The following is an 18890-nucleotide window of genomic DNA, read 5'->3' on the forward strand; positions in this document are numbered from 1 at the left end:
GAAAATTTAGCTGTCGGACTCGCGGCACTTTTTGACGCTCGGGCTAGTCTTAGCGTGGATCGCGGTGACGGACGTCACTTCACCTGTCTACGCTATCCTTGTGCGAGACTCACGCAGGAATCCAGCGCAATATGAATGTCCTGATCGTTGATGACGAACCCTTGGCCCGCGAGCGCCTGAGCCGAATGGTTGGCGAGCTGGAGGGATACAATGTCCTGGAGCCAAGCGCCACGAATGGCGAAGAGGCGTTGGCACTGATCGACAGCCACAAACCGGATATCGTTTTGCTCGATATCCGCATGCCAGGCCTCGATGGCCTGCAAGTGGCTGCACGACTGTGCGAACGCGAAACCCCGCCCGCCGTGGTGTTTTGCACGGGCCCCGATGAATTTGCCGTGGAAGCCTTACAGGCCAGCGCCGTAGGCTATCTGGTGAAACCTGTGCGAACTGAACAATTGCATGATGCGTTGAAAGGAGCCGAGCGTCCCAATCGCGCCCAGCTCGCGGCCCTGACCCGCCCTGCTGCCGAAAGTGGCAACGGCCCGCGCAGCCATATCAGCGCCAGAACCCGTAAGGGGATCGAACTGATTCCCCTGGATCAGGTGGTGTATTTCATTGCCGATCATAAGTACGTGACCTTGCGTCACGAGACCGGCGAAGTCCTGCTTGATGAACCGCTCAAGGCCCTCGAAGACGAATTCGGCGACCGTTTCGTGCGAATCCATCGCAACGCATTGGTTGCCCGTGAGCGTATCGAACGATTGCAACGCACACCGCTCGGGCATTTTCAGCTGTTCCTCAAAGGCTTGAACGGCGATGCGTTGATCGTCAGCCGACGCCATGTGGCCGGCGTGCGCAAAATGATGCAACAGCTTTAATTCGCTGCCCGCAGGCGAATTGCACACCCGATTGCCGGACATCCGGGGCCAGGGAGGCCGCGCAGTATCTGATACAAGTCAAAGTGGATTGGGCTGAGCTGTTATTATCCGTCATATCTATTCAGTACGGATTGATCCATGTCCTCTCGCGAAATCCGCATCGCCACCCGCAAAAGTGCGCTTGCCCTGTGGCAGGCCGAATACGTCAAAGCCCGTCTCGAAGAAGCCCATCCGGATCTTCTCGTGACCTTGGTGCCCATGGTCAGCCGTGGTGACAAGTTGCTCGACTCGCCGCTGTCGAAAATCGGCGGCAAGGGCCTGTTCGTCAAGGAACTGGAAACCGCGCTGCTGGAAAACGAAGCCGATATCGCCGTGCACTCCATGAAAGACGTGCCGATGGACTTCCCTGAGGGCCTGGGTCTGTTCTGTATCTGCGAGCGTGAAGACCCGCGCGATGCCTTCGTCTCCAATACCTACGCCAGCCTGGATGATTTGCCTCAAGGCAGCATTGTCGGCACGTCGAGCCTGCGCCGTCAGGCCCAGCTGCTGACCCGTCGCTCGGATCTCGAAATCCGCTTCCTGCGTGGCAACGTCAACACCCGCCTGGCCAAGCTCGATGCCGGTGAGTACGACGCCATCATCCTGGCGGCGGCAGGTCTGATTCGCCTGGGCTTCGAAGATCGCATCACCTCGGCCATCAGTGTCGATGACAGCCTGCCGGCTGGCGGCCAAGGTGCGGTGGGCATTGAATGCCGCAGCGCCGACAGCGAAATTCATGCGCTGCTGGCGCCGCTGCATCACCAGGACACCGCCACTCGCGTCACCGCCGAACGCGCCCTCAATAAACACTTGAATGGCGGCTGTCAGGTACCGATTGCCTGCTACGCCGTGCTTGAGGGTGAACAGGTCTGGTTGCGTGGTCTGGTGGGTGATCCGAACGGGGGCAAGCTACTCAGCGCGCAAGCCCGTGCACCGCGTGAAGCTGCCGAAGCATTGGGCGTGCAAGTGGCCGAAGACCTGTTGAGTCAGGGCGCCGGTGACATTCTCAAAGCAGTCTATGGCGAGGCAGGTCACGAGTGACCGGTTGGCGCTTGCTGCTGACGCGTCCTGCCGATGAGTCGGCGGCGCTCGCCGATTTGCTGGCCGCGCAGGGGATTTACAGCAGCAGCCTGCCGCTTTTGGACATCGTGCCATTGGCGGCCACTGGCACAATACTCCAGGCGGTTCAGACGCTGGATCAATACAGCGCGATCATTGTGGTCAGCAAGCCAGCCGCCCGATTCGGTGTCGAATTGTTGAACCTGCATTGGCCTCAGCCTCCGCGCAACAAATGGTTCAGTGTGGGGGCCGCGACGGCGCAGATTCTTCAGGCTCGGGGGCTGGATGTGAGCTTCCCGGCAGAGGGTGATGACAGCGAAGCTTTACTGAAACTTCCTCAGTTGCTCGAGGCCATTGGCGGCCCTGATCCGCGAGTGTTGATAATGCGCGGCGAAGGCGGGCGCGAATTGCTCGCTGAGCGTTTGCGCACGCTTGGTGCTAGTGTCGAGTATCTGGAATTGTACCGCCGCGACCTGCCGCAATACCCGCCGGCAGCACTGCCCGAAAGAATCGAGGCGGAACGCCTGAACGGGCTGGTGGTCAGCAGTGGACAAGGTTTTGAGCACCTGCATCAGTTGGTCGGCGATGCCTGGCCGCAATTGGCGCAGTTGCCGTTGTTTGTACCAAGCCCCAGGGTCGCCGAGCTGGCACGTGCCGCCGGGGCCAAAACAGTTGTGGATTGTCGCGGCGCGAGTGCCGCGGCTTTGCTGACGGCGTTACGGGAGCATCCCGTGCCCGTTTTCTAATGCAAAGGATGGATACGTGAGCGAAACAGCCTTGCCTAAAGATGACGTGCGGCCGGTGCCTGATGCACCGGTTGATGTACCTGGCGATGACATGCCGCCGCCTGCTGCCGTGCAGCGCCGAGGCAACGGGCTGGCAATCGTCGCACTGTTATTGGGGGCCGCCGGTGTCGCGGTCGGTGGCTGGGGTGTCTGGCAGGTGCGCCACCTGCAGGCCAATAATCAGCAGCAGTTGAGTCAGGTGCAGGCATTGAACGATCAGGCGCAAAGCTTGAAACTCAATGAGGAGCGACTGGCTGCGCGTCTGGCGCAATTGCCTTCGGCCGATGAGCTGGAGTCGCGCAGCCGCCTGGTGATTCAACTTCAGGGCGATCAACAGCGCTTGAATCAACGACTGGAAACGGTCCTCGGCGCAAGCCGCAAGGATTGGCGTCTGGCCGAGGCCGAGCACCTGTTGCGTCTGGCCAGCCTGCGACTGTCCGCCTTGCAGGACATCAGCAGTGCGCAGGCGCTGGTGCAGGGGGCGGATGAAATTCTGCGCGAACAGAATGACCCGGGTTCGTTCGCCGCCCGCGAGCAAGTGGCCAAAACCCTGGTGGCCTTGCGCAGCACCGAGCAACCGGATCGCACCGGGCTGTTCCTGCGTCTCGGTGCGCTACGTGATCAGGTCATCAGTCTCACCGAACTGGCTCCCGAATATAAGGACCGCGGCGATTCGTTGCTCGGCCTGACCGCCGATGGCGATGGTGCCAGTCGCTGGTCGCAATGGTGGGATCAGATCTCGCGCTACATCCGCATCGACTTCAATGCCGACAAAAATGTTCGACCGCTGCTGGCCGGGCAGGGCCTGAGTCAGGTTCGTCTGGCCCTGAGCCTGGCCCTGGAGCAGGCGCAGTGGGCCGCGCTCAACGGTCAGGCCGCCGTGTATACCCAGGCGCTGGATGAAGCGCGGGACGTTCTCAAAGGCAACTTCAACCCGGATAACCCGCAAAGCAAAGTCATGCTGGAGCAGGTGACCGAGTTGAGCACGCAGCCGGTCACGGTGATCACGCCTGACCTGACGGGTACGCTGAGTGCGGTTCAAGGGTATCTGGAGCGGCGCAACGTCAATGCCGAGGACTCCATCAAGCCGCTGCCAAAACCTGCCGCGAATGCTGTGCAGGAGGCCACGCCATGAAGCGCCTCTATGTGATCGTGTTCCTCGTGATCGCTGCCGCCGCGGCATTGGGGCTGGCGATTGCCGAGCACTCCGGTTACGTGCTGGTCGCCTACAAGTCTTTCCGATTCGAGTCCAGCCTGTGGGCGACTCTGGCACTGGTGGCGGTGCTGTGGCTGGTGATCTGGGGCATCAAGGCGCTGGTCGAGCTGGTAATGACCTCCAGTGGCGTGGTCAACCCGTGGTCTCGGCGCAACCGCAGCCGTCGGGTGCAGGTCGCAATCGAACACGGCCAGCTGGATCTGGCTGAAGGTCGCTGGGCGAGTGCGCAACGTCATTTGTTCCGGGCTGCTGAGGCCGAGCGCCAGCCGCTGCTTTACTATCTCGGCGCTGCCCGGGCCGCGAACGAGCAAGGGAATTACGAAGAAAGCGACAACCTGTTGGAGCGCGCACTTGAGCGTCAACCCCAGGCCGAGCTGGCCATCGCATTGAATCACGCACAGTTGCAGACCGACCGTGGCGACACTGAAGGCGCCCTGACCACTCTGCAAGCGATGCGCGAACGTCATCCACATAACGCGCAGACCCTGCGTCAGTTGCAGCGCCTGCACCAGCAGCGGGGCGACTGGTCGGCGGTGATCCGTCTGCTGCCGGAGCTACGCAAGGATAAAGTCCTGCCGGCCGCCGAGCTTGCCGAACTGGAACGCCGGGCCTGGGGCGCGAACCTTTCCCTGGCAGCACAGCGGGACGAGGACGGCGCGGTCGGCCAACAGTCACTCGATCGCGCTTGGCAGCAACTGACGTCGGCACAGCGACAAGAGCCGCAACTGGTGCTGGCCTATGCCGAACAGTTGCGACAACTGGGTGCCCAGACTGAAGCCGAGGAAGTCCTGCGTACGGCGCTAAAACGCAACTACAGCAGTCATCTGGCGCGTCTCTACGGACTGGTTCGCGGCAGCGATCCGGCCCGTCAGCTGCAGGTTGCCGAAGGCTGGCTCAAGGATCATCCGACGGACCCAAGCCTTCTGCTGACCCTTGGCCGGCTGTGTCTGCAAAACAGCTTGTGGGGCAAGGCTCGGGATTATCTGGAAAGCAGCCTGCGCGTGGAGCGCAATCCGGAAGCCTGCGCGGAACTGGCGCGGCTGTTGGCGCAGATGGGTGACACCGAGCGCAGCAATCAGCTGTTTCAGGAAGGTCTGGGGCTGCTGGACGAGCGCTTGCTGGCGGCTCCACTGCCGGTACCGGTTCGCGCCTGAAAAGCGCGCATTTGCAGCCACGGGCGAAGCCTGCGCCAGTGGCTGCAATCGTGTCAAAACCCTACGATTTTCACTTTCCTGGGGTGTCTTCAGCAAAGTCCTACAGAGCCCTACGTTTAATCCCCTCGAATGCGTCGGGATTTCCCTACACCTGTGGTGAAGTGTCTCTGGCAATCAGCCTTGAAAGCCTGCCGCGCTTTCCTCTACCGTAACTGTCTGTCTCAACTGTTACGGAAAAGCCATGATTTTGGCCCGCTCACGCTCCTTGTTTTTCATGGCTTTCATCGCCGGTGCCCTGGCGTTGGGCGGCTCCTATTATCTGGAATATGTGATCGGCCTGCGATCCTGCGGTTTGTGTCTGTTGCAGCGTTTTTGCCTGGCGCTCTTTGCCGGCGTCTGCCTGATGGCTTCAATCCATGGTCCCGGTCGCGTCGGCAATTGCCTCTATTGGTTGCTGGCCCTGGGTTGCAGCCTGGCGGGGACCACCACGGCATGGCGACAAGTGTTGCTGCAAAGCAGTCCATCAGTTCATCCAGGGGTGTGCTCAACCAATCTGGCGGAGCTGTTCGCCAGTACACCTTGGGTGCCTTTAGTGCAGAAGATGTTCAGCGGCACGGTCGATTGTGTGGAAATTTCCTGGACGCTATTCGATTTGAGTATCGCGGAGTGGAGTCTGCTGTTCTTTATCGCCGTGATGATTCTGGCTGTTTCCCAGTTGTGGCGCCTGGTCTGGAGCCGCTGCCTGCGACCGCTCAGCGGCGAGTCGTCGCACCGGGCTCTTATCAGTGATTAAACACTTGTATGAACTTTATCGCCTGAGTACCTTGAAGCCAGTGTCGCGCGGGCATAATCTGGCCCGCACGTGTCATTGGAATTACGTTGCTCGATGACGCTATGCCTGACCGCCCACCGACGTTACAAGAGGCGAGCGGGCGTAGAGCATCTGACCCCCAAGGGAAGAGAGATCACCATGCTCGAAAGTTGTCAGAATGCTCAGGAACGCTGGGGCGGAGTGCACCTGCTGATCGACCGCTGGTTGCAGGAGCGAAAAGAGCTGATCGATGCATACGACAAGCTCGGTGCAAAGCCTGAGGCGCTGAGCGAGAATCGAAAGCCCTTGCAGGAGTTCTGCGGCGTGCTGGTCGATTACGTGTCTGCCGGGCATTTTGAGATCTATGAGCAGCTGACGGGGGAGGCCAAGGCTTTCAACGACAAGCGTGGCCTGGAACTCGCCGAGACGATCTACCCGCGTATCGACGTCATTACCGAGAAGCTTCTCGCGTTCAATGACCTTTGCGATGAAGGCAAATGCGTCGCCGAGAAATTCAAGGAACTGGGCGGGCTGTTACACGAACGCTTTGAGCTGGAAGACTGCCTGATCGAAGTGCTGCATACCGCACACAAGGAAGCCGATTCGGTTCAAGCCTGAATCGCTTCCCGCAAGACCTGAAAACGGTGCGCCAAGGCGCACCGTTTTTTGTGCCCGCGATTTAACGGGTGGCGCCACGTAACTCGACTTCGAACACCAAGGGTGTGAACGGTGCGATCACGTCACCGGCACCCTCGGCGCCATAAGCTTGCGACGAGGGAATCACCAGTCTCCACTTTGCCCCAACAGGCATGTTTTGCAGCGCGCTACGCCACCCGGCTATGACGCTGTCGAGGCTGAACCATTGTGGTTGGCTGTTCTGGTCGAACACCGTGCCGTCGGGTAAGCGACCGATGTACAACACTTGCACCTTGCCGTTCGGTCCTGCCTTGGCGCCATCGCCCGCAGTCAGTTCGGTCAGCAACACGCCATCTGCCAATTCACGCACGCCGGGCCTGGCTTTTTCTTCGGCGAGAAAACGCTGCTCTTTTTCCAGGGCTGCTTCGCTGCGCGGTTCGGCCGATTGCATGGCAACCCGAGCTTCGTGCTCGCTCAGTATCTGTTCGATCTGCTCGTTTTTGAGCGCCAGAGGTTTGCCTTGATAGGCTTGTTGCAGGCCCTCGACCAACGCCTGAAGTTGCAGGTCGGGAACCTCTTGGCGCAAGCGTTCACCCAGGCTCGCACCCAGGCTGTAGGCGAGATCGTGAGCCTCGTTTTCTCGTGTGCTTTCGGCGGCATGGGCCACGGAAAAAAACACGCACAGCGATAAAAAAAAGTAGCGCGACATGGTCACTCTCCGACCGAAATTGCGAACGATTATGCCAGTGAGAATGCGCGCAACGGTGAACTGCTTTTGCATCGGCACAGAAGTTTTTCTGTCCTTTGCAACGCAACGCTTTCGATAGTGTCAACATGCCCTAGCGGCGGTTGCAGCAGAGGTCTAGTATGAGCCGCAACTCACTTCAGCCAGGAGGTAAACCATGTCGGCCACCAAGAAGCCAGTAAACACTCCGTTGCACCTGCTCCAACAACTCTCGAGCAGCCTGCTCGAGCATCTTGAAACCGCTTGTTCCGAAGCCTTGGCTGATGCTGAAAAATTGCTCGCCAAACTGGAAAAGCAGCGCGGCAAAGCGCAAGAGAAACTGCACAAATCCCGCATCAAATTGCAGGACGCCGCAACAGCCGGCAAAGCCAAGGCACAAGCCAAAGCCAAAGGTGCAGTGGGCGATCTCGAGGAGTTGCTTGATGCGCTCAAGGATCGTCAATCGGAAACCCGCGCCTACATTCTGCAACTCAAACGCGATGCTCAGGAAAGCCTGAAACTGGCCCAGGGCGTTGGCCGTGTGCAAGAGGCTGTCGGCAAGGTGTTGACCCTGCGTGCGGCCAAACCAGCTGCTGCGCCTGCAAAGAAAGCAGCCGCCAAACCGGCTGCTGCAAAAGCACCGGCCAAGCCCGCTGCTGCCAAGCCAGTAGCGAAAACTGCCGCGAGAAAACCCGCTGCCAGCACTGCCAAACCAGCGGCTAAAACCACCGCGGCGAAACCTGTTGCTGCACGGTCTGCTGCTGCAAAAGCTGCTGCTGCCAAACCAGTCGCCGCTAAAACTGCCGCCGCAAGACCAGCTGCCAAAACAGCTGCAAAACCGGCCGCTAAACCTGCTGCCCGAACCGCTGCCGCTAAACCTGCAGCCAAACCTGTTGCGGCCAAACCCGCTGCCAAGCCAGCGACCAAACCCGCTGCCAAAGCACCGGCGAAACCAGTCGCTAAAACGGCTGCTGCGAAACCCGCCGCTGCCAAGCCTGCGGCAGCCAAACCCGCAGCGAAGCCTGCGGCAAAACCAGCAGTGAGAAAGCCAGCTGCCGTCAAGCCAGCCACAGCACCTGCGGCCAAACCGGCGACCCCGGCTCCAACCGCAACACCTGCCTCGGCATCCACCCCATCGACAGCTACGTCAGCACCCACGCCGGCGTCTGCTCCGAGTGCAGCAGTGACCTCCCCAACCAGCGCTTCCTAAGTGCCGGTTACCGCGACGCGCAGCTGATGCAGCGCGTCGCGGTCCAGGTGGGCGGCGCCAGCCGTCACGCCTTCAAGCCAGACCGAGAGATCGGTTGCCTTATCCTGCGGCCAATTGTGTGCCGATCGTTCCAGTCGCAATAGCAGATGTCGCTCGGCTTCCAGCTCCAACGCCTTCACCTGTTCACGCAAAGCATTCAAATCGACGTCGTCCGTAGCCGCCGCTTTCCACTGCGTGCGCAAGGCTCGTAACGGTCGAACCACGTCGGCGTCCCAGGACTCGGCCACAGTGCGAAGTTGTTGCAAACGCTGTTCATTGCAGGCGACTCCTCGCTGGCCCAGCCAAGCGGCGCACAGCAGCAGGCAGACGTTAACGCCCGCAGACTGCAATTGCAGGCACGCCTGTTCAACACCCGGTCGGGCGTAAGTACTCAGGGAAAAGCTCCACAGGTCAGAGGACATAGTGCTACTCGCGCCAGTTGCGAGCGAAGCTGGTAGACTCCGCCGCCATTATGATTCGACTTCAGAACCTGACTTTACAGCGTGGCCCGCAACGTCTGCTAGAAGACGCCGAGCTGACGCTGCACGCCGGCCAGAAAGCCGGCCTGATCGGTGCCAACGGCGCCGGCAAATCGAGCCTGTTCGCCTTGCTTCGGGGTGAGCTGCACCCGGACTCGGGTGACTGCTTCCTGCCGGCCGACTGGCGTATCGCCCACATGCGCCAGGAGGTCGACACGCTCGAACGCCTGGCGGTCGACTACGTGCTCGATGGCGACCTGCGCCTGCGTCAGGTGCAACGCGACCTGGCGGCAGCCGAAGCGGCCCACGACGGTGCCGCTCAGGCCCGCCTGCACTCCGAGCTCGATAGCGCCGACGGTTACACCGCCGATGCCCGTGCCCGCAAGTTGCTGGCCGGTTTGGGGTTCACCAACGAGCAGATGGATCGCCAGGTAGGAGATTTCTCCGGTGGCTGGAGGATGCGTCTGAACCTGGCGCAGGCCTTGATGTGTCCTTCGGACCTGCTGCTGCTCGACGAACCAACCAACCACTTGGACCTCGACGCCATCATCTGGCTCGAAGAGTGGCTCAAAAGCTATCCCGGCACCTTGATGCTGATTTCCCACGACAGGGACTTCCTCGATGCCGTGGTCGATCACGTGGCTCACGTCGATCAACGCAAGATCACCTTGTACCGCGGTGGCTATAGCGCCTTCGAGCGTGCCCGTGCCGAGCGTCTGGCCCAGCAACAGCAGGCCTACGAGAAGCAACAGGTGCAACGTGCGCACATGGAAAGCTACATCGCCCGCTTCAAGGCCCAGGCCACCAAGGCCCGTCAGGCCCAGAGCCGGATCAAGGCACTGGAGCGGATGGAGGAGCTGACCGCGGCTCACGTCGACTCGCCGTTCGATTTTGTCTTCCGCGAATCGCAGAAAATCTCCAGCCCGTTGATCGACCTGTCCGATGCCCGATTGGGCTACGGCGACAAAACCGTGCTGGAGAAGGTCAAGCTGCAATTGACCCCGGGCGCGCGGATCGGCTTGCTCGGCCCGAACGGGGCCGGCAAGTCGACCCTGATCAAGAACCTGGCAGGTGAGCTGTCACCGTTGGCCGGTCGCTTGACCCGTGGCGAGAACACCGTGGTCGGTTACTTCGCTCAGCATCAGCTCGACTCGCTGGACTCCAAGGCCAGCCCGTTGCTGCACGTGCAGCGTCTGGCGCCGACCGAGCGCGAACAGACACTGCGCGACTTCCTCGGCGGTTTCGACTTCCGTGGTGCGCGGATCGACGAGCCGGTGCTGAATTTCTCCGGTGGCGAGAAAGCGCGCCTGGCCCTGGCGTTGATTGCCTGGGATCGGCCGAACCTGCTGCTGCTCGACGAACCGACCAACCACCTGGACCTGGAAATGCGTCTGGCGCTGACCATGGCCCTGCAAGAGTTCAGTGGTGCGGTACTGGTGGTTTCCCACGACCGTCATTTGCTCAAGAGCACCACGGACAACTTCTATCTGGTGGCGGACGGCAAGGTCGAGGAGTTCGACGGCGACCTAGAGGACTACACCCGTTGGCTGGTGGAATACCGTCAACGCAATGCCCCGGTCAGCAACACCCCGGTCAACCCGGACAAGACCGACAAGAAAGCCCAGCGTCAGGCCGCTGCTGCGTTGCGTCAGCAACTGGCGCCGCACAAACGCGAGGCTGACAAGCTCGAAGCCGAGCTGGGCAAGCTTCACGAAAAACTGGCGAAGGTCGACGCCAGCCTCGGCGACAGCGATATCTACGAGCCGGCGCGCAAGAACGAATTACGTGATCTGCTGGCCGAACAAGCCAGGTTGAAGGTGCGTGAGTCGGAGCTGGAAGAGTCCTGGATGGAAGCGCTCGAACTGCTGGAAAGCATGCAGGCGGAGCTGGAGGCGCTGTCCTGATGGACGCCTTCAAGCTGCCGCTACCGGCTGTGTGGGTCGAGCCGATCTGGCTCGGCGTGCAAATCCTGCTGATCCTGCTGGCCGGCTACGTTGCCCAGCGTTTCGTCGCCAAATGCCTGACCCGTCTCGGCGAGCGCTATCCGTTTCCGCCGCAGTTGCTGATGCCGCTGCGCGGTGGTCTGCGCTGGCTGATCATGGGCAGTGCATTGATTTTCGTGCTGGAGCGCCTCGGGGTTTCGGCCACGGTGCTCTGGACGGCGTTGTCCGGTTTCGTCGCCGTCGCGGCTGTGGCGTTTTTCGCCATGTGGAGCGTGCTCTCCAATTTGTTGTGCGCGATCCTGATCTTTACCGTCGGCCCATTCCGCATTGGCGACGTGGTCGAACTGGTGGACACCACCGACAAGCCTGGCGTCAAAGGCCGGGTGATTGCGATCAATCTGCTCTACACCACATTGATCGAGGCCGAGGAACTTGGTACCGGCAGCGCCATGGTGCAAGTGCCCAACAGCTTGTTCTTCCAGCGTTCGGTCAGGCGTTGGCGCGGGACGGATGTGTTTCCTTCCAGCGGGTTTGAGAAGTAGCCCTAAAGATCGCAGCCTTCGGCAGCTCCTACATTGGAACGTGTTTTCCCGTAGGAGCTGCTGAAGGCTGCGATCTTTGTGTTCGACCAGATGAAGCCCCTTTTCCTGCAAAAAATCGGTAGTCATTGGCCCAAAGCCGCATTAGCTTAGACGTCTGTCACGAGTCTGAGTCGAGGTGTGCAATGGAGCTTCAAACATGGCTGGCGTTCTTTGCCGCCTGCTGGGTGATCAGTCTTTCTCCCGGTGCCGGCGCCATTGCGTCGATGTCCAGCGGTCTGCAATACGGTTTCTGGCGCGGCTACTGGAATGCGCTGGGTCTGCAATTGGGCCTGGCGGTGCAGATCGCAATTGTCGGCGCCGGTGTTGGCGCAATTCTCACGGCGTCGGCGACGGCCTTCTATGCGATCAAATGGTTCGGCGTGGCGTACCTGGTTTTTCTCGCGATCAAGCAATGGCGTGCGCTGCCCAGCGACATGAGCGATGACGCGGCGGTGCGTCAGATCGGCAAGCCAATGGCGCTGGTGTTCCGTGGTTTTCTGGTGAACATCAGCAACCCCAAGGCACTGGTGTTCATGCTCGCGGTGCTGCCGCAGTTCATTGACCCGCATGCGCCACTGCTGATCCAGTACGTGATCATTGGCGTCACCATGATCTGCGTCGATCTGATCGTCATGGCCGGCTACACCGGGCTGGCCTCCAAAGTGTTGCGACTGTTGCGCACACCAAAACAGCAAAAACGCATGAACCGGACGTTTGCCGGGCTATTCATCGGCGCGGCAGCCTTCATGGCGACACTGCGCAAAGCGGCCGCTTAAAACGGCCCCGTGTAAAAAAGGCGACCCTGGCGGTCGCCTTTTTCGTTTGGGGGGCCGCTCGCGAAACCAATGCGATTACGAAGAACTATCAACAAAGCTTGAGCGAAACCCGTCTGGCGTTAACAATATGTAACTTCGTATTTCCAATTGAGATTTATTCATGATTGCCCCGTCCCGTTTATTGGCCTGGCTGCTGCTGCCGCTGTTCGCGACATGCAGCTTTCAATTGCTGGCCGACCCCGTCGATGGCGCGCCTCAGGCGTTGCACGTGCTTGATTACATCAGCGCGGATTACCCGGAGACGGTGCGGGCGGGAAGCATCATCAATCAGGCCGATTACCGCGCCCAACAACAGTCGATCAAGGCACTGCAAGAGTGGGTCGGGTCCATGCCGGCCAAACCGGAGAAAGCCTCTCTGGAACAGGGCGTGGCTGATTTGCGAAAGGCCGTCAGTGCTCGTCAGGAGGGCGCCGACGTCGCCCGACAGGCTCGGCAATTGGGCGCGAAGTTGGCCGTGGCCTATGAAGTCAGCCAAGCCCCGATCATTACGCCTGACCCTACTCGTGGTGCGCCGTTGTACGCCCAGCATTGCTCAGTCTGCCATGGCGACACCGGGGCCGGCGATGGCCCGGCGGGTGTTGGCCTGATGCCGCCGCCGTCCAATCTTCGCGATGCCTCGCGTGTGGATCGCCTGAGTCTCTATGCGATCTACAGCGCCGTTGGCCTGGGTGTGGAAGGGACGGACATGCCGGCCTTCGCCGATCAACTGGACGACCGTCAACGCTGGGACCTGGCGACCTACATCGCCAGCTTCAGTGCCGACCAGGCTACGTCCGGTAGCGACAAAACCTACAACATCGCCGACCTGGCCCGTCAGACACCGACGGAAGTGCAAGTAGCCGAGGGGCCGCAAGCAGCGGCGACGTTCCGAGCCCAGCGGGCGCAGCCTCCGCAGGTCAAGCGTGGTCCGGCGCAGTTGCTCGATTACACCGCCGCCACCCTGGATAAAAGCATCGCGGCGTATCGCGCCGGTGATCACGATCAGGCCTATGACCTGTCGGTAGCGGCTTACCTGGAAGGCTTCGAGCTGGTTGAAAGCTCGCTCGACAACGTCGATGCCAATGTGCGCAAAGACACCGAAAAGTCCCTCATGGCGTACCGACAGTCGTTGCAGGACAGTTTGTCGGTGGGCGAAGTCGAGCAGCGCCTGGACGCGGCCAAGGCGAAACTGAAAACGTCGGCGGGCCTGCTGGGCAACGACGGCCTGAGCTGGTCCCTGAGCTACATCTCCGGTCTGCTGATCCTGCTGCGCGAAGGGCTGGAAGCGATTCTGGTACTGGCGGCGATCCTGGCTTTCCTGCGTAACACTGGCCAGCAATCGGCGGTTCGCAGCGTCAACGTCGGTTGGGGGCTGGCGCTGGTGGCAGGTTTGGCGACTTGGGCACTGGCGGCCTATGTGATTGATGTCAGCGGTTCGCAGCGTGAGTTGCTGGAAGGCGCGACGGCCTTGTTTGCCGCCGTCATGGTGCTCTGGCTGGGCGTGTGGATGCACGACCGTCGCCACGCTGCGGCCTGGCAGGACTACATCAAGAGCAGCCTGGTGGGCGGCGGTGGTCGGTTCGGTTTTGCGACCCTGGCGTTTTTCTCGGTGTATCGCGAGCTGTTCGAAGTGATTCTGTTCTACGAAACCCTGTGGTTGCAGGCGGGGCCGGCGGGGCATAACGCGGTGTTGGCCGGTGGCGCGACGGCGCTGGTACTGCTGGTCGGTCTGGCGTGGGTGATTTTGCGCGGTTCGGCCAAGCTGCCACTGTCGTTGTTCTTCAGCATCAACGCCGGTCTGTTGTGCGCGTTGTCGGTGGTGTTCGCCGGGCATGGCGTGAAAGCGTTGCAGGAGGCCGGTATTTTCGGCACGCGGCCGGTGCCGTTCATTGAGTTTGACTGGCTGGGGATTCACGCGGACGCGTATTCGCTGGGTGCGCAGGCTGTGGCGATCATCGCGGTTGTTGTGTTGTATGGTCGTAGCTGGGTGGCGGAGAAGCGGCGGGTTCAGGTTTCTTGAACGGCATTCGCTGCGCTCACTTTCGCGGGCGAGCCACGCTCCCACAGGTTTAGCGTTAACCTGTAGGAATGTGGCGTGCTCGCGATGCTTTTCAACAGAGGTAAACAAGATGCGTGTCTGGATCGATGCCGATGCCTGCCCTCGGGCTGCCAAGGACCTGGTGGTGAAATTCGCCCTCAAGCGTCAGTTCGAAGTGGTGCTGGTGGCCGGGCAGCCGCAGATCAAGCCGGGCCTGGCACTGGTCAAATTGATCGTGGTGCCGAGTGGCCCGGATGCCGCCGACGATTATCTGGTGGAACACGCGGTTCCGGGCGAGCTGGTGATTTGCAGCGATGTGCCGCTGGCCGATCGCCTGGTGAAAAAGGGCGTGGCAGCGCTGGATCCGCGGGGCAAGGAGTTCGATGCACAGAACATGGGTGATCGGTTGGCGGTGCGCAACCTGTTCACCGATTTGCGCGAGCAGGGCCAAGTGAGCGGCGGACCGGCCCCGTTCGGCGAGCGTGAGAAGCAGGCGTTTGCCAATGCGCTGGACCGGATTCTGACTCGGCTCACCCGCAAACCCTGAAAAGATCGCAGCCCGCGGCAGCGCCTACGATGGATCGGTGCGTATCCGTAGGAGCTGCCGCAGGCTGCGATTTTTTATGCGTCGTTTTCGTGGGTCAGTTCCAGCACGCGGTCCACGAGTTTGTTGATTCCGGACGCCGCTTCACTGATCGACTGCGCCAGCATGTAAGCCGGTGTACTCACCAGTTTGCGTGCCTTGTCTTCGACGATGTCACTGACTGCGCATTCCTTGTGGGTCGCGCCCATCTTGTTCAGGGCTGTGGCCGTGTCGGTGTCGTTGCCGATGGTGCAGGTCACGCCGGGGCCGTAGATTTTTGCGGCCAGGGCCGGCGAAATGCAGATCAGGCCGACCGGCTTGCCAGCCTCGGCAAAGGCTTCGGTCAGCGTCAGGACATCGGGTTGAACGGTGCAGGCGGTGCCTTCGATGGCAAAGTTGGAGAGGTTCTTGGCCGAACCGAAACCGCCGGGGATGATCAGTGCGTCGAAATCTTCGGCGTTTGCCTCGCGGATGTCCTTGACCTCGCCACGGGCAATTCGCGCCGACTCCACCAGCACATTGCGCGCCTCGGGCATTTCTTCGCCGGTCAGGTGGTTGATCACATGCAGCTGCGCAATGTCGGGTGCGAAACACTGCACCTGCGCGCCACGCTGATCAAGACGCAGCAGGGTAATCACGCTTTCGTAAATCTCGGCGCCGTCGTATACGCCACAACCGGAAAGGATCACTGCAACTTTTTTGCTCATGGGCTTTTCTCCAGATTCATGGCGTTAAATGTCCACTAATTTGTCACTCGTTGCCATAGGGTTAGTTCGCGGTTACACCTAGCATCTGTCCTCAGGATTCCGATCAGGGCGCGTCATGGACTTCATTCTGTATGCGGTGCCGTTTTTCTTTGTGCTCATTGCCGCTGAATTGCTGGCCGATCGTTGGCGCGGGGTCAGTAATTATCGGCTGGCAGACGCGATCAACAGCATCAGCACCGGCGTGTTGTCGACCACCACGGGGCTTTTGACCAAGGGTGTGGGGTTGCTGACCTACGCTTTCGCCCTCAAGCATCTGGCGCTGTTCGAACTGTCGGCCGACAGCGTCTGGGTCTGGGTATTGGCCTTCGTCCTTTATGACTTCTGCTACTACTGGCTGCACCGCATGGGCCATGAGCGCAACATCCTCTGGGCCGCTCACTCGGTGCATCACCAAAGCGAGGAGTACAACCTGTCCACCGCCTTGCGTCAGACCAGCACCGGTTTTGTGCTGAGCTGGATCTTCTACCTGCCGATGGCGGTCGTCGGCGTGCCCTTGCTGGTGTTCGTCAGTGTCGCAGCGCTCAATTTGCTGTACCAGTTCTGGGTGCACACGCGACACATTCCCAAGCTCGGCTGGTTCGAGTGGTTCTTTGTCACGCCGTCCAATCATCGGGCTCACCATGCACAGAACGCTCTCTACATGGATCGCAACTACGGCGGGGTGTTCATTATTTGGGACCGTCTATTCGGCTCGTTCCAGGAAGAGGACGACAACGAACCGGTGATTTTCGGCGTGACCACACCGTTGGAGAGCTGGAACCCGGTGTGGGCGAACCTGCAGTTCTACGCTCAGCTGTGGGCTGATGCCCGACGGACGCAAAGCACCTGGGACAAGCTGCGGATCTGGTTTATGCGCACCGGCTGGCGCCCGGCCGACGTGGCGGCCAAATACCCGATGAACAAACCTGACCTGACCCGGTTCCGCAAATTCGAAGTGCCGCTGGACAGGCGTCAGCAGATTTATGTGCTGTTGCAGTTCTGCGTCTACATCGCGCTGGGCAGTTACCTGATGAATCTGGAACCGAACTTGCCTGCCGCCGCCCTGGTGTTGGGCTGGGGTGCGGTGGCGTTCGGTCTGTTTGTGCTGGGCGTGGCCCTGGAGAATCGCCCGTGGGCGTTGAAGCTGGAGCTGCTGCGGCTGGTGTCGAACGTGCCACTGGTGTGGCTGGCGCCGATGGTTGGGCTGTGGCCGGCCAGTGCGGTGGGCTGGGTCGGCCTGCTCAGCTACAGCCTGTTGAGCGGGCTCGGTCTCTACTGTTGCAGAAACCGCTTCACTCGGCTGGCGTCGTAGGTCCTTCGGTTTTGGCTCGTTCGGCTTTCAGGGCTTGCTCGTCGGCGTAGATTTTTTTGGCCAGGCGCGCGTTCTTGAAACGCCGGCGCAGCCACAGCCCCACGCCCAGGACCAGCAGGGCGCCGAGCACCCACAGCTCGTACTTCTTGACGCTGCCGAGCAGGCCTTCGAGTACCGCGCCGAAGTGATAGGCCGCGGCCGCGAGGGCGGTGGCCCAGATCGCTGCGCCAATCCCGTTCAGCAGCAGATAACGTCCCGGCGGATAGCCCGACAGGCCGATGGCCACCGGCATGACGGTGCGCAAACCGTAGACGAAGCGAAAGCTCAGGACCCAGATGTCCGGGTGTTTGCGGATATGCTCCAGCGCCCGGTCACCCATCATTTGCCAGCGGGGTTTGCGGGCCAGCAATTTGCGGCCGTGCTTGCGTCCCAGGAAGTACCACAGCTGATCGCCGGCATAGCTGCCGAAGAAGGCCACGACCACCACCAGGTTGATGTCCATGTATCCACGGAACGCAAGGAAACCCGCGAGCACCAGAATGGTTTCGCCTTCGAAAAACGTGCCAAGGAACAGGGCAAAGTAGCCGAAGTCATGCAGAAATTGTTGGAGCATTGTCTGGGTGCTGGCGAAATGAACGCGCAGCCTAACCCTTCGGACACATTCAGGAAAGTGTCCAAATGTGTCTCGACGTGAACATTTCCTACAACGACAATGGAATGCGGCTACCTGTCACAGGGTACGCACAACTGTCATGTGTTCGTCATAATGGCCGCTTATAACTGTCACGCTCGCCCGTCTGTGCGGGCTCAGGAGTCTGCCGTGAGTTTTACCCCCGCCAACCGTCTGTTCCCTGCAACCCGCCTGCGCCGTAACCGTCGTGATGATTTTTCGCGTCGTCTGGTCCGTGAAAACGTCTTGACCGTCGATGACCTGATCCTGCCGGTGTTCGTGCTGGACGGTGAAAACCGCCGTGAAGCGGTCGCCTCGATGCCGGGCGTCGAACGCCTGACCATCGACCTGTTGCTCGAAGAAGCGGCCAAGTGGGTTGAGCTGGGTATTCCGGCGCTGGCGCTGTTCCCGGTGACGCCGGCAGGGCTGAAGTCGCTGGACGCCGCCGAAGCCTGGAACCCTGAAGGTATCGCCCAACGCGCCACCCGTGCCTTGCGCGCGCAGTTCCCTGAACTGGGCGTGATCACCGACGTTGCGCTGGATCCGTTCACCACCCACGGCCAGGACGGTATCCTCGACGAGGAAGGCTACGTTCAGAACGACATCACCGTCGACGCACTGGTCAGGCAAGCCCTGTCCCATGCCGAAGCCGGTGCTCAGGTCGTGGCCCCGTCGGACATGATGGACGGTCGCATCCAGGCGATTCGCGAAGCGCTCGAAGTGGCCGGTCACGTAAACGTGCGGATCATGGCCTACTCAGCGAAGTACGCCAGCGCCTATTATGGTCCTTTCCGCGATGCAGTCGGCTCGGCGCTGAACCTGGGCAAGGCCAACAAGGCCTCGTATCAGATGGACCCGGCCAACAGCAACGAAGCCCTGCACGAAGTGGCGGCAGACTTGTCAGAAGGCGCAGACATGGTCATGGTCAAGCCAGGCATGCCGTATCTGGACATCCTTTGCCGGGTCAAAGAAGAATTCAAAGTGCCGACGTTTGTTTATCAAGTCAGCGGCGAATACGCCATGCACATGGCGGCGATCCAGAATGGCTGGTTGAGCGAAGGGGTTATCCTTGAGTCCCTGACCGCTTTCAAACGTGCAGGGGCTGATGGCATCCTGACGTACTTTGCCGTTCGTGCTGCTCAATTGCTACGAGAGCAAAAATAGCCCTCCCA

19 protein-coding genes are annotated in these 18890 nt (G+C 60.6%); 15 read left to right on the forward strand and 4 right to left on the reverse strand.

What is annotated here, in order from left to right; all coding sequences use genetic code 11:
• Positions 1–131 precede the first annotated feature (131 nt).
• The 7 genes from QYH43_RS07430 (at position 132) to rsd (ending at position 6560) form a co-directional block, all read left to right on the forward strand.
• Positions 132–878, forward strand: coding sequence for a LytTR family DNA-binding domain-containing protein (locus QYH43_RS07430; protein WP_095057570.1), 747 nt, complete (start codon positions 132–134; stop codon positions 876–878).
• A gap of 138 nt (positions 879–1016) precedes the next feature.
• Positions 1017–1958 (forward strand): hydroxymethylbilane synthase, encoded by a 942-nt coding sequence (hemC, locus tag QYH43_RS07435; RefSeq protein ID WP_301156745.1) that lies wholly within the window; start codon positions 1017–1019, stop codon positions 1956–1958.
• Positions 1955–2722, forward strand: coding sequence for a uroporphyrinogen-III synthase (locus tag QYH43_RS07440; protein WP_301156746.1), 768 nt, complete (start codon positions 1955–1957; stop codon positions 2720–2722). The genes hemC and QYH43_RS07440 overlap by 4 nt, the downstream gene beginning before the upstream one ends.
• A 16-nt stretch (positions 2723–2738) precedes the next feature.
• Complete coding sequence (locus QYH43_RS07445; protein WP_301156747.1) at positions 2739–3896, forward strand: uroporphyrinogen-III C-methyltransferase; 1158 nt, start codon at positions 2739–2741, stop codon at positions 3894–3896.
• Positions 3893–5131, forward strand: coding sequence for a heme biosynthesis protein HemY (locus QYH43_RS07450; protein ID WP_301156748.1), 1239 nt, complete (start codon positions 3893–3895; stop codon positions 5129–5131). Before QYH43_RS07445 ends, QYH43_RS07450 begins: the two co-directional genes overlap by 4 nt.
• Positions 5132–5372: 241 nt before the next feature.
• Positions 5373–5924 (forward strand): disulfide bond formation protein B, encoded by a 552-nt coding sequence (locus tag QYH43_RS07455; protein ID WP_301156749.1) that lies wholly within the window; start codon positions 5373–5375, stop codon positions 5922–5924.
• 177 nt (positions 5925–6101) lie between these two features.
• Complete coding sequence (rsd, locus tag QYH43_RS07460; protein ID WP_095057564.1) at positions 6102–6560, forward strand: sigma D regulator; 459 nt, start codon at positions 6102–6104, stop codon at positions 6558–6560.
• A gap of 61 nt (positions 6561–6621) precedes the next feature.
• On the opposite strand, the gene QYH43_RS07465 is transcribed toward rsd, so the two are convergent.
• Positions 6622–7287, reverse strand: a complete 666-nt coding sequence (locus QYH43_RS07465; RefSeq protein WP_301156750.1) for an FKBP-type peptidyl-prolyl cis-trans isomerase — start codon at positions 7285–7287, stop codon at positions 6622–6624.
• Between the two features lie 193 nt (positions 7288–7480).
• Here QYH43_RS07465 and QYH43_RS07470 point away from each other — a divergent pair, with 193 nt between their 5' ends.
• A complete protein-coding gene (locus tag QYH43_RS07470) occupies positions 7481–8512 on the forward strand; it encodes an AlgP family protein (RefSeq protein ID WP_301156751.1) in 1032 nt (343 codons plus the stop codon).
• On the opposite strand, the gene QYH43_RS07475 is transcribed toward QYH43_RS07470, so the two are convergent.
• Entirely contained in the window at positions 8509–8973 is a 465-nt protein-coding gene (locus QYH43_RS07475) for a TIGR02444 family protein (RefSeq protein WP_301156752.1), read from the reverse strand. The two genes, QYH43_RS07470 and QYH43_RS07475, sit on opposite strands and share 4 nt — an antisense overlap.
• A gap of 50 nt (positions 8974–9023) precedes the next feature.
• On the opposite strand from QYH43_RS07475, the gene QYH43_RS07480 reads away from it, so the two are divergent.
• The 5 genes from QYH43_RS07480 (at position 9024) to QYH43_RS07500 (ending at position 14954) form a co-directional block, all read left to right on the forward strand.
• The gene (locus tag QYH43_RS07480; RefSeq protein WP_301156753.1) at positions 9024–10934 is read left to right on the forward strand and encodes an ATP-binding cassette domain-containing protein; all 1911 of its coding nucleotides are present in this window, start codon (positions 9024–9026) and stop codon (positions 10932–10934) included.
• Positions 10934–11515 carry a mechanosensitive ion channel family protein gene (locus tag QYH43_RS07485; protein ID WP_301156754.1) on the forward strand — a complete coding sequence of 194 codons (582 nt, stop codon included), beginning with the start codon at positions 10934–10936 and terminating at the stop codon, positions 11513–11515. The genes QYH43_RS07480 and QYH43_RS07485 overlap by 1 nt, the downstream gene beginning before the upstream one ends.
• A gap of 182 nt (positions 11516–11697) precedes the next feature.
• The gene (gene rhtB / locus QYH43_RS07490; protein ID WP_095057558.1) at positions 11698–12330 is read left to right on the forward strand and encodes a homoserine/homoserine lactone efflux protein; all 633 of its coding nucleotides are present in this window, start codon (positions 11698–11700) and stop codon (positions 12328–12330) included.
• Positions 12331–12490: 160 nt separating this feature from the next.
• Positions 12491–14389 (forward strand): cytochrome c/FTR1 family iron permease, encoded by a 1899-nt coding sequence (locus QYH43_RS07495; RefSeq protein ID WP_301156755.1) that lies wholly within the window; start codon positions 12491–12493, stop codon positions 14387–14389.
• A 109-nt stretch (positions 14390–14498) separates the two neighbouring features.
• Entirely contained in the window at positions 14499–14954 is a 456-nt protein-coding gene (locus QYH43_RS07500) for a YaiI/YqxD family protein (protein WP_095057556.1), read from the forward strand.
• Between the two features lie 74 nt (positions 14955–15028).
• Here the strand turns inward: QYH43_RS07500 and elbB are convergent, their stop codons facing one another.
• On the reverse strand, positions 15029–15697 hold the full coding sequence (gene elbB, locus QYH43_RS07505; protein WP_301156756.1) for an isoprenoid biosynthesis glyoxalase ElbB: 669 nt from the start codon (positions 15695–15697) through the stop codon (positions 15029–15031).
• 115 nt (positions 15698–15812) lie between these two features.
• Between elbB and QYH43_RS07510 the strand changes: the two genes are divergently transcribed.
• Complete coding sequence (locus QYH43_RS07510; RefSeq protein ID WP_301156757.1) at positions 15813–17048, forward strand: sterol desaturase family protein; 1236 nt, start codon at positions 15813–15815, stop codon at positions 17046–17048.
• Here QYH43_RS07510 and QYH43_RS07515 read toward each other — a convergent pair.
• Positions 17029–17661, reverse strand: coding sequence for a DedA family protein (locus QYH43_RS07515; RefSeq protein WP_095057553.1), 633 nt, complete (start codon positions 17659–17661; stop codon positions 17029–17031). The two genes, QYH43_RS07510 and QYH43_RS07515, sit on opposite strands and share 20 nt — an antisense overlap.
• A gap of 207 nt (positions 17662–17868) precedes the next feature.
• Between QYH43_RS07515 and hemB the strand changes: the two genes are divergently transcribed.
• Complete coding sequence (hemB, locus tag QYH43_RS07520; RefSeq protein WP_095057552.1) at positions 17869–18882, forward strand: porphobilinogen synthase; 1014 nt, start codon at positions 17869–17871, stop codon at positions 18880–18882.
• The last annotated feature ends 8 nt before the right edge of the window (positions 18883–18890 follow it).

The organism is Pseudomonas sp. C32 (assembly GCF_030417915.1).
Taxonomy (GTDB): domain Bacteria; phylum Pseudomonadota; class Gammaproteobacteria; order Pseudomonadales; family Pseudomonadaceae; genus Aquipseudomonas.